The organism is Micromonospora sp. CNZ322, from assembly GCF_007827755.1.
On record NZ_VITD01000002.1, the window covers coordinates 131,586 to 144,999 of the forward strand.

General features: G+C 72.1%; 14 protein-coding genes. 4 read left to right on the forward strand and 10 right to left on the reverse strand.

Translation table 11 applies throughout. From position 1 onward, the window contains the following. Positions 1–14: 14 nt before the first annotated feature. The gene (locus FB453_RS05620; protein WP_112737345.1) at positions 15–758 is read right to left on the reverse strand and encodes an SAM-dependent methyltransferase; all 744 of its coding nucleotides are present in this window, start codon (positions 756–758) and stop codon (positions 15–17) included. 74 nt (positions 759–832) lie between these two features. On the opposite strand from FB453_RS05620, the gene mug reads away from it, so the two are divergent. Further along, positions 833–1,402: a G/U mismatch-specific DNA glycosylase gene (gene mug, locus FB453_RS05625; protein WP_186718072.1), complete on the forward strand. Its 570-nt coding sequence runs from the start codon at positions 833–835 to the stop codon at positions 1,400–1,402. Here the strand turns inward: mug and FB453_RS05630 are convergent. Continuing rightward, a complete protein-coding gene (locus tag FB453_RS05630) occupies positions 1,399–1,902 on the reverse strand; it encodes an SRPBCC family protein (RefSeq protein ID WP_145788090.1) in 504 nt (167 codons plus the stop codon). The genes mug and FB453_RS05630 overlap by 4 nt on opposite strands. After that, a complete protein-coding gene (locus tag FB453_RS05635; RefSeq protein ID WP_145788092.1) occupies positions 1,899–2,261 on the reverse strand; it encodes a metalloregulator ArsR/SmtB family transcription factor in 363 nt (120 codons plus the stop codon). The genes FB453_RS05630 and FB453_RS05635 overlap by 4 nt, the downstream gene beginning before the upstream one ends. Positions 2,262–2,373: 112 nt before the next feature. Between FB453_RS05635 and FB453_RS05640 the strand changes: the two genes are divergently transcribed. Next, positions 2,374–3,474, forward strand: coding sequence for a calcium:cation antiporter (locus FB453_RS05640; RefSeq protein ID WP_145788094.1), 1,101 nt, complete (start codon positions 2,374–2,376; stop codon positions 3,472–3,474). Positions 3,475–3,522: 48 nt separating this feature from the next. Here the strand turns inward: FB453_RS05640 and FB453_RS05645 are convergent, their stop codons facing one another. Together FB453_RS05645 and FB453_RS05650 are read right to left on the reverse strand one after the other, a co-directional pair. Further along, positions 3,523–4,779: a DUF6596 domain-containing protein gene (locus tag FB453_RS05645; protein ID WP_145788919.1), complete on the reverse strand. Its 1,257-nt coding sequence runs from the start codon at positions 4,777–4,779 to the stop codon at positions 3,523–3,525. A gap of 4 nt (positions 4,780–4,783) precedes the next feature. Continuing rightward, the gene (locus FB453_RS05650) at positions 4,784–5,185 is read right to left on the reverse strand and encodes a YciI family protein (RefSeq protein WP_112587347.1); all 402 of its coding nucleotides are present in this window, start codon (positions 5,183–5,185) and stop codon (positions 4,784–4,786) included. A gap of 574 nt (positions 5,186–5,759) precedes the next feature. On the opposite strand from FB453_RS05650, the gene FB453_RS05655 reads away from it, so the two are divergent. Beyond that, entirely contained in the window at positions 5,760–6,503 is a 744-nt protein-coding gene (locus tag FB453_RS05655; protein WP_112726387.1) for a neutral zinc metallopeptidase, read from the forward strand. A gap of 121 nt (positions 6,504–6,624) precedes the next feature. Continuing rightward, a complete protein-coding gene (locus tag FB453_RS05660) occupies positions 6,625–7,281 on the forward strand; it encodes an HAD family hydrolase (RefSeq protein WP_112700579.1) in 657 nt (218 codons plus the stop codon). Between the two features lie 48 nt (positions 7,282–7,329). Here FB453_RS05660 and FB453_RS05665 read toward each other — a convergent pair whose 3' ends face one another. From FB453_RS05665 to FB453_RS05685, 5 genes are all read right to left on the reverse strand, one after another. After that, a complete protein-coding gene (locus FB453_RS05665) occupies positions 7,330–7,707 on the reverse strand; it encodes a carboxymuconolactone decarboxylase family protein (RefSeq protein WP_145788096.1) in 378 nt (125 codons plus the stop codon). Positions 7,708–7,865: 158 nt separating this feature from the next. Continuing rightward, positions 7,866–10,421 carry an ABC transporter permease gene (locus FB453_RS05670; RefSeq protein WP_145788098.1) on the reverse strand — a complete coding sequence of 852 codons (2,556 nt, stop codon included), beginning with the start codon at positions 10,419–10,421 and terminating at the stop codon, positions 7,866–7,868. Beyond that, positions 10,421–11,188, reverse strand: coding sequence for an ABC transporter ATP-binding protein (locus FB453_RS05675; protein ID WP_112587338.1), 768 nt, complete (start codon positions 11,186–11,188; stop codon positions 10,421–10,423). The genes FB453_RS05670 and FB453_RS05675 overlap by 1 nt, the downstream gene beginning before the upstream one ends. A 355-nt stretch (positions 11,189–11,543) precedes the next feature. After that, positions 11,544–12,230 (reverse strand): response regulator transcription factor, encoded by a 687-nt coding sequence (locus FB453_RS05680; protein WP_145788100.1) that lies wholly within the window; start codon positions 12,228–12,230, stop codon positions 11,544–11,546. A gap of 211 nt (positions 12,231–12,441) precedes the next feature. Next, entirely contained in the window at positions 12,442–13,356 is a 915-nt protein-coding gene (locus tag FB453_RS05685; protein ID WP_112587336.1) for a RecB family exonuclease, read from the reverse strand. Positions 13,357–13,414: the final 58 nt, after the last annotated feature.

A 13,414-nucleotide genomic window follows, 5' to 3' on the forward strand; every position in this document is an offset into this window, starting at 1 on the left:
TCAAGGGCCGACGGTCAGCGGCCGAGGACGAGATAGCCCAGGCCGAGGACACCCCGGTAGCCGCCGACGTACTGGCGCAACCGGTCATCGAGCTCCGCGCGGACCTCGGCCGCGCGGGGATCCTCCGGGTACGCCAGCAGCCACTCCTGCCGACCGGCGAGCCAGGTGGATTCGAAGTCGTCCCATTCCCGCTGGTCGGCGGTGCTCAGGTGCAGCAACCGCCAGCCTCGCTGGCGGGCGGCCTCGACCAGCCCGGGAAGGGTCGGGACCTCCGGGCCGAAGATCTCGGCGATCTCCGCCGTGGGGGACCGCTCCCAGAACGCGTCGCCGAACAGCAACCGCCCGCCGGGTCGGACCACTGCGGCGAGGGCGTCGAGGGCGGCCTCGGTGCCGCCGAAGGCGTGTGCCGAGCCGATGCAGAGAACCCGGTCGGCCGGCTCCTGCCAGGCCGCCGCTTCCCCCATCACGAAGGCGACGTGCCGGTTCAGCGACCGCCCCGCGGCCAGCCGCCGCCCTCTGGCGAGCGCGGCCTCGTCGCTGTCGACGCCGACGCCGCGCGTCGCGACCGGGCCGGAGACACCGCCGGCGGCGACCGCCCGCAGCAGCAGCTCACCCCAGCCACAGCCGAGGTCGAGCACACGCGCGCCGGGGCGCACGTCGAGTCGTTGCAGCAGCAACGCGGCGTGCTCCGGCGAGAGCGGAGTGTTCCAGCGCATCCGCGCGTAACGGCTGGCGGCGAGGTGGTCGGTTGACTGCATCCGTTGAGGGTGTCAAGGCGTGATCGTCGCCGTGCGCCGGGTCCGACACCCCGGCGTACGGCAGGATCGGTGGAGTGGACGCGGAGCGTGCGGGGCCGGCGCGGCGGCCGACCCCGCAGGAGGTGGCGGCGGCGGCCGGCCGGGGTCTGCCGGACATCATCGGTCCCGGGCTGCGGGTGCTGTTCTGCGGCTACAACCCGGGCCTCTACTCGGCCGCCGTGGGGCTGCCCTTTGCCCGCAAGGGCAGCCGGTTCTGGCCGGCCCTGCACGGCGGCGGCTTCACCGACCGCGAGCTGCACCCGTGGGAACACGACGAGCTGCTGCGCCACGGCCTCGGCATCACCAGCCTGAGCAACCGGGCCACCGCCCGCGCCGACGAACTGACGTCGGAGGAGCTGGTGGCCGGGGTGACCGGGTTGGCGGTGAAGGCCGAGCGCTACCGGCCGCGCTGGGTGGCCATCCTCGGGGTGACCGCGTACCGGATCGCCTTCGCCCGACCGAAGGCCGGGCTGGGCCCGCGACCGGACCGGCTGGGGCCGGCCCAGGTCTGGGTGCTGCCGAACCCCAGCGGCCTGAACGCGCACTTCCCGCTGCCGGCGTTGACCGCCGAGTTCGCCAAGCTGCGGCGGGAGCTCGACGCCTAGCCGGCCGTGGCGATTAGCCCCTGGTAATAGGGCTGCATGGCCGGGTGGTAGTCGTCGAACTCCGGGCGGGGCGAGCCGTCCCGGGAGGCCACCAGCAGGTCCAGGTAGTACTCCCAACCGGCGCCCACCTCGGCGATGCCCTCCACGCTGCTCAGGTGCTGCACGAACCGCAGCTCGGTGGTGCCGTCGGTCTCGGTCAGCGACAGCTCCAGCAGCCAACTGCCGTAGTCGTCGACCATCGACACGGCGAGGCGCTGCTGCGGTTCGCACACGTCGATGCGCATCTCGCACCAGGGCTGCTGCTCCTCGTACGCCATCTGGACCCGGATGGTCCGTCCGGGCCTGGCGTCGCCCTCCCACGGGCCGAACCAGCGGGCCGTACGCTCCGGTTCGGTCAGGCTGGCCCAGACGTCCGCCGCCGGGGCGCGGAAGGTTCGGGTGAGGACGAGATCGTGGCCGGTGTCGGTCTGGAACAGGCGTCCGGCGGGTGTGCGGGTCATGCCGTGTGCTCCCTTCGATGCTCCGCCGGGCCGCGGCTGCGGCGCTCTCGGCGGGTGCGATAGACCTCGGTCTCCAACGCGTCGAGGTGCCGGCCCCACCGGTCGACTGTGGTGAGCCCGGTGAGCCAGTCGAGCAGCGGGGCGAGCGGGACCGGATCGAGCCGGTAGATCCTCCGCCGTCCGACCAGCTCGTCACGGACCAGCCCGCTGTCGCGCAGCACCCGCAGGTGGCGGCTGATGGCGGGCCGGCTGATCGCGAACCGCTGGGCGATGTCGCCGGCGGAGAGGGGTTCGGCGCGCAACATGGTCAGGATGTGCCGCCGCACCGGGTCGGCGATCGCGACGGCCACCTCATCCACCCCGAAAGCGTAACCTATAGGTTACGGGTTTTGCCGGTTGTGGACCGTCGACACCGCAGATCCGTGCGTCGATGGTGGGCACATGATCACCTGACCTGGCACTCTTTACGGCATGGCCGCCCTGCTTCGCTCCCGCCTGACCGACTGGACCTTCGCCGTACCCGTGCTCGCGGTTCTGGTATTGATCGTCACCTGGGGACGAAGCCTGCCCGGCCCGATCATCGTGGTGGTCGCGGTGCTGCTGGGCGGTGCCGTGCTCGCGGCCGTGCACCACGCGGAGGTGGTGGCCCACCGGGTGGGGGAGCCGTACGGGTCGCTGGTGCTCGCCGTCGCGGTCACCGTGATCGAGGTCGCCCTCATCGTCACGCTGATGATCAGCGGTCCGGAGAAGACCCAGTCGCTCGCCCGGGACACCGTCTTCGCCGCCGTCATGATCACCTGTAACGGGATACTCGGCCTGTCCCTACTGCTCGGAGCGCTGCGCCGCCGCGTCGCGGTGTTCAACCCTGAGGGCACCGGCGGGGCCCTGGCCACCGTGATCACCCTGGCCACCCTGAGTCTGGTCATCCCGACCTTCACCACGGCCCGGCCCGGCCCGGAGTTCAGCCCGGCCCAGCTCGCCTTCGCCGCCGTCGCCTCGCTGGCGCTCTACGGGCTGTTCGTGCTCGTGCAGACCGGCCGGCACCGCGACTACTTCCTACCGGTCGACAGCCGGGGTCAGGTGATAGACGCGGAGGAGCACGCCAAGCCGCCGACCACCCGCGCGGCGCTGATGAGCCTGGGGCTGCTGCTGGTGGCGCTGGTGGCGGTGGTCGGCGACGCCAAGACCGTCTCGCCGACCATCGAGGCCGGTGTGGCCGCGGCGAACCTGCCGCACGCGTTCGTCGGCGTGATCATCGCCCTTCTCGTGCTGCTGCCGGAGACCCTGGCCGCCGCCCGCGCCGCCCGCCGCGACCGCGTGCAGATCAGCCTGAACCTCGCGCTCGGCTCGGCGATGGCCAGCATCGGCCTGACCATCCCGGCCATAGCGATCGCCTCGATCTGGCTGGACGGCCCGCTGCTGCTCGGCCTCGGCGGTACCCAGCTCGCCCTCCTCGCGCTCACCGCCGTGACCGCCGTCCTCACCGTGGTGCCCGGCCGGGCCAACGTGTTGCAGGGCGGCGTGCACCTGGTGCTGATGGCCGCCTTCGTCTTCCTGGCCGCCAGCCCGTGACCCGCACGGCGTGCCGGCTCAGGCCGTGACCCGCACGGACGGTGCGGCTCAGCCGGCGGGCGGCGGGTCGCCCGCGACGCGCTCCGCGCGGGCGTTGAGGTAGCGCTGCTGCGCCAGGTTCGTCGAGCGGGCTGCCGCCATCCGGTACGCCTCCCGCGCCGCGAGCCGCTCACCCTCCAGCTCCCACAGGTGGGCGCGGGCGGCCGGCAGTCGCGGGTCGTCGGCGAGACGCGGGTCGTCGGCCAGGTCGGCGAGCAGCGCCAACCCGGCCGACGCGCCTCGGCTCATGGCCACCGCCACCGCGTGGTTGAGCGCCACCACCGGGTTGTCGGACATCCCGAGGAGCACCTCGTACAGGGCGGTGATCTGCGCCCAGTCGGTGGCCGCCGCGCAGGACGCCTCGTCGTGCACGGCCGCGATGGCCGCCTGGAGCTGGTACGCCCCGACCACCCCGCGTGGCAGCGCCCCGGTGATCAGCTCGACGCCCTCGGTGATCTGGTGGGCGCGCCACCGGGAGCGGTCCTGCTCGGCCATCGGCACCAGCTCACCGTGCGGGCCGATCCGCGCCGGCGCGCGGGCGTCGGTGAGCAGCATCAACGCGAGCAGTCCGGTGACCTCGGGATCCTCGGGCACCAGCCGGCGCACCAGCCGGGTCAGCCGGATGGCCTCGGCGGTCAGGTCGGCGCGCAGCAACCCGGGCCCGGCGGTGCGGGCGTACCCCTCCGTGAAGATCAGGTAGAGCACGTGCAGCACGGCGGCGAGCCGGTCGGCGCGCTCCGCGCCGGTGGGCGGCGCGAACCGCAGCCCACTGTCACGGATCCGCTGCTTACCCCGACTGATCCGCCGGGTCATCGTCGCCTCCGGCACCAGGAACGCGCGCGCCACCTCGGCGGTGCTCAGCCCGCCCACCGCCCGCAGGGTGAGCGCGATCTGCGACGCCGCTGACAGCGCCGGGTGGCAGCACAGGAACAACAGGATGAGCGTGTCGTCGGCGTCCGCCGGCGGACGGTCGGCGGCGGGGGCGCGCCACTGCTCCGGCAGCACCCACCGGGCCACCGTGTCCTCCCGCCGCATCCGGGCCTGCTCGCGACGCAGCAGGTCGGTCAGCCGACGGGACGCCACGGTGATCAGCCAGCCACGCGGATTGTCCGGTACGCCGTCGCGCGGCCAACCGTGCGCGGCGGCGATCAGCGCCTCCTGCACCGCGTCCTCGGCCGTGTCGAAGTGCCCGTAGCGGCGGACCAGCGCGCCGAGGACCTGCGGCGCCAGCTCGCGCAGCAGATCCTCGGCGGGAGTCTCCGGCACCGGGTCAGCCGGCCAGGTCCTCGACACCGTCGAGCACCGGCCGCACGTCCACGTACCCACCGGGGGCGTCCGGGTCGACCAGGCCGGCGGCGATCTCGGTGGCCCGGTCGAAGCTGGCGCACTCCACGATGGTGTAACCGGCGAGGACCTCCTGCGTCTCTGGGTACGGGCCGTCGGTGATCACGGGTGCCCCCTCGCGCACCTGCACCCGGCGGGCGTGCACCGGCTCGCTCAGGCCCCGGGCGTCGACCAACTCCCCGGACTCGGCCAGCGTCTGGTGGAAGGTCTCCATGTGCTGGTGCATCGCCGCGATCTGCTCGGCCGACATCGCCGGCCGGTCAGAGGCCCGCCCGGACAGCACGTCATAGTCCTGCTGCGACCCGTAGAGCAAAATCATGTACTTCATGGTTCTTCCCCTCCTCCTGCGAGGACACCACCCCGGCGCCTCACAGGAAACGTCGAACCCCAACCCCCCACCCGGACACCCCACCGCCCCCGGGTCTGCCCCCCACCAGAACCGGTGATCATGAAGGTAGCGTCACGACACGCCGAGTGGGATGACGCCAACTCCATGATCACCGGGGTTCAGGGGTGGTGGGTGGGGCCTAGGTTGGCGGGATGACTGTGGTGTGGGTCTTGGTGGGGGTTTTTGTCGTCGTGGCGGGGGTGGCGTTTGGAGTTGTGGTGCGGCGGGGGCGGGTCGGTGAGGTTGGGGGCGACGAACCTCGGGCCGGGCGGGACGCTCGGGCGCGGCAGCAGCGGTACGAGGCCGAGCGGCACGGTGACCAGGGTGACACGTGGCAGCGCGGTCGGGATTCGGGCGGTTGAGCGACCCTACTGGCCGTACGAGCGGCGTAGCCGGTGGTTGACCAGGTAGTGCGTGAACCGTCCGGCCGTGCCCTGCGTGAAACCGGTGACGGGCGTTTCGGTCCTGTCGTCGGGGTACTACCAGCCTGAGCACCGATGTCTGGGGAGGCACAGTGGGGGCACGGTTCGGACGCGACGCGCGGGGCCCGCTGGCAGGCCTGCTGGTCGCCGCCCTGGTCTCCCTCGCCTGCGCAGGCGGTGGCCTGGCCGAGCCGGAGGCCGAGCGCCCCGGGGCGAACCAGTCGGCAGCGTCACCGGGACCGAGAACCACCCGGGCCGACAGCACCACCAGCGTCGCCGAGTTCGAGCAGGACGTCGCCGACGCGCAGGCGGTCGCCGAGCGGTACTGGGCGGCCCAGTTCAAGGAATCCGGGCAGCGGTTCCGACCGATCCGGCGGATCATCCCGTACCAGCGCGAGGGCGAGGTGTCCTGCGGCGGTCAGGCGTTGCCCCGCAACAACGCCGTCTACTGCTCGCAGGGCGACTTCATCGCGTACGACGTCGCCTGGTCGGTGGCGGCGTTCCGCCAGGTCGGCGACGCGTTCGTGTTCTACCTGCTCGGGCACGAGTACGCGCACGCCATCCAGGTGCGGCTCGGCATCAACTACAGCTTCACCATCCAGCAGGAGTTGCAGGCCGACTGCATGGCCGGGGCGTACCTCGGCGACTCGGTGCGCTCGGAGGCCCTGACCCTCGCCGAGGGCGACCTTGACGAGTTCCGGGAGGGGGTGGCGGCGGTCGGCGACGACCCGGACCAGCCGTGGTTCGCGGAAGGGGCGCACGGCACCGCCGAGCAGCGCACCGACATGTTCTTCCGGGGTTACGAGGGTTCCCTGAAGGAGTGCGACCTGGGCTGAACTGGGTTGCCCGGATCACCCTGGCGCCCGTTGCCGCCACCGGCCCCGGGGGGTGCTGGCAGGATCGCCGGTGTCGGTCACGACCCTGGAGGTTCCGCTGAGCAGCCATCACCCCGCCGCTGTGCTCTTCGACATGGACGGCACGTTGGTCGACAGCGAGAAGCTGTGGGACGTCGCGTTGCAGGAACTCGCGAAGGAGTACGGCGGGGAACTCTCCGTCGACGCCCGCCAGTCGATCATCGGCACCGCCATGGCCGAGTCGATGCGCATCCTGCACGACGATCTGGGGCAGCCCGAACGGGATCCGGAGATCAGCGCGGCGTGGATCAACGCGCGCATCCTGGATCTGTTCCGCACCGGTCTGCGCTGGCGGCCGGGCGCGTTCGACCTGTTGCGCGCGGTCCGCGTTGCGGGCATCCCCACCGCGCTGGTCACCTCCAGCCCTCGGGCGCTGGTCGAGATCGCCCTGGACACCCTCGGTCGGGACAACTTCGACACGGTGGTCGCCGGCGACGAGGTGGTGGCGGCCAAGCCGCACCCCGAGCCGTACCTGACCGCGGCGCGGCTGCTGGGTGTGCCGATCGAGCGGTGTGTGGCGATCGAGGACTCACCGACCGGGGTGGCCAGCGCGCTCGCCTCGGGCGCGGCGGTGCTGGCCGTACCGGCGGAGGTGGCGTTGCCGAGCACTGTCGGCGTACACCAGGTGGAGAGCCTGACCGGCGTGGACCTGGCGCTGCTCGCGGCGCTGCTGACCGATCGGGCCGCGGCGACCGGCTGACCCGCCCGGCGCGGGTCGCCGGCGCTCGGCTGTCGCGACCGGCCTCGTTCAGCGACGCTCGGCGAAGACCGCGGCGACCACCTGGTAGCTGTCGAAGGCCCGAGCGGCCCCCGCGTACGCGGCCAGGTGGATGAACAGCTCGACGATCTCCTCCCTGGTCACGCCCGAGGTCAGCGCGATGCGCAGCTGCCCGCGCAGCGGCTCGTGGGTGCCGAGGGCGGCGGCGATCGCCACCGAGACCAGGCACCGGCTGCGCAGGTCCAGGCCCTCCCGGGGCCAGGCCGCGCCGAAGGTCTGCTCTGTGGCGAGTCGACGGAAGTCGTGCCCCACCGGCGGCTCGCCCTCGCCGAGCGGCAGGACCAACGGCTGCCCGAGCAGCCGCTCGGCGTTGTCGAGTGCCCGCTGGTACGCGTCCTGATCGGTCATGTCACCAGTCCCGGCTATCCGGCCGCCCGTTGGCGGGGCGGGCCGGCGCCCTGCCGGCAGCACCAGCCTTGCAGTCGCGTACGGGTGGCCGAGGGGGAATGGGACAGGCCGAGGCCCCCGGTCGCGCGGATGGCGACCGGGGGCCTCGGCGGTGCCGATCAGTCGTGGGCGATGGCGCCCAGGACGTTGATCCGGGCCGCCCGGACGGCCGGGAGCACCGCGGCCACCACGCCGATGATGGCGGCGAGACCGAGGAAGACACCCATCTGCCCCCACGGCAGGATCAGGTCGGTGATGCCCTCGTCCTTGAGGGCCTCGACCACCGCGGCGCCGAGGCCGGTGCCCACCACCACGCCGAGCAGCGCGCCGAACACCGAGATCACCACCGCCTCCACGGTGATCATGCCCATGGTCTGGGACCGGCGCAGGCCGATCGCCCGCAGCAGACCCAGCTCGCGGGTCCGCTCCAGCACCGACAGGGCCAGGGTGTTGATGATGCCCAGCACGGCGATCACAATGGCCAACGCGAGCAGGATCTGGATCATCGTGAGCAGCCCGTCGAGCGAACTGGTCTGCTGCTTGATGAACGCGTCCCGGTCGGCCACCGACACCTCGGGGCTGTCCGCAAGCAACGCCTCCACCTGCGGCTGGACGTCGGACACCCGGGTGCCCGGGTCCAGCTGGATGAAGCCCTGGATGGGCTGCGGGATGGCGAAGTCCTTAGCCGCGGTCACCGGCAGCGTCACCGGGTTGGTCAGCTGCGACGACTCGTAGATGCCGCTGATCGTGTAGGTGCGTGCCTCGCCCCGGGTCAGCTGCACGTTGACAGTGGAGCCCACCGACCAGCCACGGGACGTGGCCGTGTCCGAGCTGGCGAGCATCTGGGTCGGCCCGAGCCGGTCGATGTCACCGGCGGTCGGCTTCGCGCCGAAGATCTGCCGCAGCGACGCGATGTCGCTGCTCGCCGCGACCCAGGTGCCCTCGCCGTCGATCCGCGCCATGTCGCCGTACTCGCCGTCGACCAACCGCACACCGGGCAGGGCCTTGGCCTGGTCCAGCACACCCGGGTCGAAGGTCGGCGGACGCGGGCCGCCCTGCTGACCGGCGATCACCAGCTCGGCCTTGATGGTGTCCTGGGCGAGCGCGCTGATGCTGCCCTTGGCCGAGTCGAGGATGACCGTGACGCCGGTGACCAGTGCGATGCCGACCATCAGCGCGGCGGCCGTGATGGCCGTACGACGGGGGTTGCGCCCCGAGTTGAGCCGGCCCAGCTTGCCCGGCACCGACCAGGAGAAGATCGCCCCGAGCAGGCTCACCACCGGCCGGCTGATCAGCGGGGTCAGCAGCGCCACCCCGATGAAGGCGAACAGCACCCCACCGAGGATGGTCGACAGCGTCTGACCGCCGGCGTTGCCGCTGAGCCCGAGGAACAGCAGCACCGCGCCGATACCGGTGACCAGCGACCCGGCCACGGTGATCTTGGTCAACGGCCGGTCCGGGGTGGCCACGTCCTGCATGGCCGCGATCGGCGGGATCCGGGACGCCCGCAGCGCCGGCAGCAGCGCCGCCACCACGGTGATCACCAGACCGACGGCGAACGAACCGATCACCGCAGCCGCCGGCACGCCGATGCCGGCCAGGGTGAGCCCACCGGCGAGCTTGCCGAACAGGTACGCCAGCAGCGCGCCCACCCCGATACCGGCGGCGAGGCCGAGCACCGACGCGATCAACCCCACCGCGATGGCCTCCAGCACCACCGAACCGATGATCTGCCGGCCGCTGGCCCCGATGGCGCGCATCAGCGCCAACTCCCGGGTCCGCTGCGCCACGATGATCGAGAAGGTGTTGAGGATCAGGAAGGTGCCCACCAGCAGCGCCACCGCGGCGAAGCCGAGCAGGATCTTGTTGAAGAAGGACAGGCCCTCCTTCAGGCTGGCCGAGGCGTCCGCGGCCACCTGCTCGCCGGTCTTCACCTCGAAGTCCGCGCCCAGGGTGCGCGCCACGTCGTCGCGCAGCTTCTCGTCCGAGACCCCGTCGGCGGCCTGCACGGTGATGCTGCTGAACACGTCCGGCTCGCCCAGCATCAGCCGCTGCGCCACCGGCGTCGTGAAGAAGACCTCGTTGACCCCGCCGATCGAGTCCCGGTCACCGCTGTACCCGAAGACGCCGACCAGTGTGAAATCCCGCTTCTTCGACTCGAACGCGGTCAGCACGCCGACCTTCTGGCCGACCTGCACCTTCGCGGCCGTGGCCAACGCCTTGTTGATGACGATCTCGTCCTCGGCCTGCGGCGCGCGCCCCTCACGCAGCTTCAGCAGCTCGCTCTCGCCGGTCCAGTTCTCGCCCAACTGCGGCGGGCCGAACGACGTGACGACCTTGCCGTTGCTGCCGATCACCCGGGCGCCGTCGGCGTTGACCACACCGGTCGCCGAAGCCGCCCCCGGCACCTGCTTCACCCGCTCCACCAGGGCGGCCGGCAGCGGGGCGACGGTCTGCTCGCCCTCCATCTCGTTGACCTGCACCTTCGGCTTCGCCGCGACGTTCACGTCGATCTCGGAGAAACCGTCGGCAAAGACGGAGTCGAAGGAGCGACCCAGCGTGTCGGTGAGCACGAACGCGCCGGAGACGAACATCACCCCGAGCACCACCGCCAGGCCGGACAGGATCAGCCGGACCTTACGGGCCAGCAGACTCTTCAGCGTCGCGCGGAACATCAGTTGCCCACCTCGGCCGGAGTGTCCAGCTTCTTCATGGTGTCCAGCACCGTCTCGGCGGTCGGCTCGATCAGCTCCGAGACGATCTCGCCGTCGGCGAGGAAGACCACCCGGTCGGCGTACGCGGCGGCCGTCGGGTCGTGAGTGACCATCACGATGGTCTGGCCGTGCTCCCGCACCGAGTTACGCAGGAAGTTGAGCACCTCCGCGCCGGACCGCGAGTCCAGGTTGCCGGTCGGCTCGTCCGCGAAGATCACCTCGGGGCGGGAGACCAGCGCCCGGGCACACGCCACCCGCTGCTGCTGCCCACCGGAGAGCTGCGCCGGCCGGTGGTCCAGCCGGTCCTTCAGACCCACCGTCTCGATCACCGTGTCGTACCAGGCCGGGTCCGGCTTGCGCCCGGCGATCGACAGCGGCAGCAGGATGTTCTCCTTGGCCGTCAACGTCGGCAGCAGGTTGAACTGCTGGAAGATGAAGCCCACCTTGTCGCGCCGCAGCTTCGTCAGCCCCGCGTCGCCCAGCCCCGTGACCGTCGTCTCACCGATCGACACCGTCCCCCGGGTCACCGAGTCCAGGCCGGCCAGGCAGTGCATCAGCGTCGACTTACCGGAACCCGACGGGCCCATGATCGCGGTGAAGCGGCCACGTTCGAACTCCGCGCTGACCCCCCGCAGCGCGACGACCTGAGCCTCGCCGCTGCCGTACACCTTCCACACGTCGTTCGCCCGGGCCGCGGCCTGCGCCTGCTGGCCTACCGTCGCGGTCACGTCATCTACCTCTTCCGTCTGTCCGAAAATGCACGCCGCCCCCCGATGGTCCGGCGCGACTGTTCAATCATCGGTGCTGGGTACGCCCACCCCGTCCGACCCAGGGGGGACCCGGCGCGGATTTCCCGCTGCGGGTGCACCCCCATGTCGGATCAGGGTTGCCCCTGAGTCGACGGCCGGTCGACCGTTTTTCCCCACGGCGGCGGGCGGCCGCACCGACACTTGCACCTGACGCCACAGGAGGGTCAACCGAACCGGGCCATCTCCGGTCACGGTAGGTGACGACGGCAACGGCAGCCGTCCCCCCACGGAGGGATCTTCGAGTACGCCGGGTGAGGTACCCGGGCCGGTCCGACTACGCCCGGGGGCGGACCAGACCCGACTCGTACGCCAGCACCACCGCCTGCACCCGGTCGCGCAGCCGCAGCTTGGTCAGCACATGCCCGACGTGCGTCTTGATTGTGGTTTCGCTCACCGACAGGACCGTCGCGATCTCGGCATTGGACAGCCCCCGGGCAACCTGCACGAGTACCTCGCGCTCCCGGTCGGTGAGCGCGTTGAGCGCCGCCGACGGCGTCGCCGCCGGGTCGGGCAGCAGTTCGGCGAAGCGGTCCAGCAGCCGCCGCAGGATCCGAGGTGCCACCACCGCGTCCCCGCCGGCGACAGTGCGGATCGCCGCGATCAGATCCTCGGCCGGCACGTCCTTGGCCAGGAACCCGCTGGCGCCGGCCCGCAACGCGCCCACCACGTACTCGTCCAGGTCGAAGGTGGTGAGCACCAGCACCCGTACCGGCAGTCGGGCGTCGACGATGGCCCGGGTCGCCGCCACCCCGTCCATCCGAGGCATCCGGATGTCCATCAGTACGACGTCGGGCAGCAGCCGGCGGGACAACTCCACCGCCTCCATGCCGTCACCGGCCTCCGCCACCACGTCCAGGTCGCTCTCGGCGCCCAGCACCATCCGGAACCCGGTCCGCAGCAGCGGCTGGTCGTCGGCGAGCAGGATCCGCACCGGCCGCGCCGAGGGCGCCTGATCGCTCATCTCGTCTCCCGTCCCGCCGACGTCGTGGCGCGCGCACCGGTCATCCTCGCGTACCGGAGCCGATGCGTCGCGGATCACCGTAGAGGCCGGCCGGTCGCCCTGTCCCGACCGAGGCGGCACCGCTGCGGTCGGGTCTTCGGCATCGGCGTGCGGCAGGCGATCCCGCCGGCCTGAATCGCCGCGCCGGGCGTACGCGTCGCTCAGGAGGCCGTCACTCGTCGGCGCCCGGCGCCACCGGGGTAGACCGGGAGTCGCGCAGCGGGTCGGCGCTCGCCGCGGCGACCGGGAACGGTGGCGGGGTGCCGCCGAAGCTGGGACAGAGCGCCTGGTGGCTGCACCAGTCGCAGAGCCGGCTCGGCCGGGGCCGGAAATCCTGTCGGGCGGTGGCCTGCTCGATCGCGCGCCACAGCGCCACCACTGTGCGCTCGAAGCGGACCAGCTCGTCGGCATCGGGGGTGTAGTCCAACACCTCGGCGTCGCGCAGGTAGAGCAGCCGCAGCACGCGGGGCACCACCCCCCGGGTGCGCCACAGCACCAGGGCGTAGAACTTCAGCTGGAACAGCGCCCGCGCCTCGAACGCCTCCCGTGGAGCGCCGCCGGTCTTGTAGTCGACCACCCGCAGCGCGCCGTCCGGAGCGACGTCGAGCCGGTCGAGGTAGCCCCGGATCAGCAGCTCCTCGTCGACGACCGCGGAGATCAGGCTCTCGCGTTCGGCCGGCTCCAGCCGGGTCGGATCCTCCACCGCGAAGTAACCCTGCAACAGCCCGGCGGCGGAGCGGAGGAACTCCACCGGGCCGGCCGGCTCGGCGCCGTCGAAGATCCCGGCCAGCTCCGGCTGCTCGGTGACCAGCCGGTCCCACTGGGGGGCCACCAGGTCACCGGCCGCCTCCGGCGTGCGGCCGGTGGCCGGCAGGTCGAACAGGCGCTCCAGCACCGCGTGCACCAACGTGCCCCGGGCCTGCTCGATGGTGGTGCGCTCGGGCAGCCGGTCGATGCTGCGGAACCGGTAGAGCAGCGGGCAGGTCTTGAAATCCGCCGCCCGCGACGGGGACAGCGAGGCCCGCACCGTCGGCGGCGTCTGCGCCGCGGGGGAGGGCTGGGAGGTGGTGACCGATTCCGCCGTCATGTCGGCAAAGGTTAGGGCACCGGTGTGACACCGACCGCCGCCCGCCCCACACAGCGAC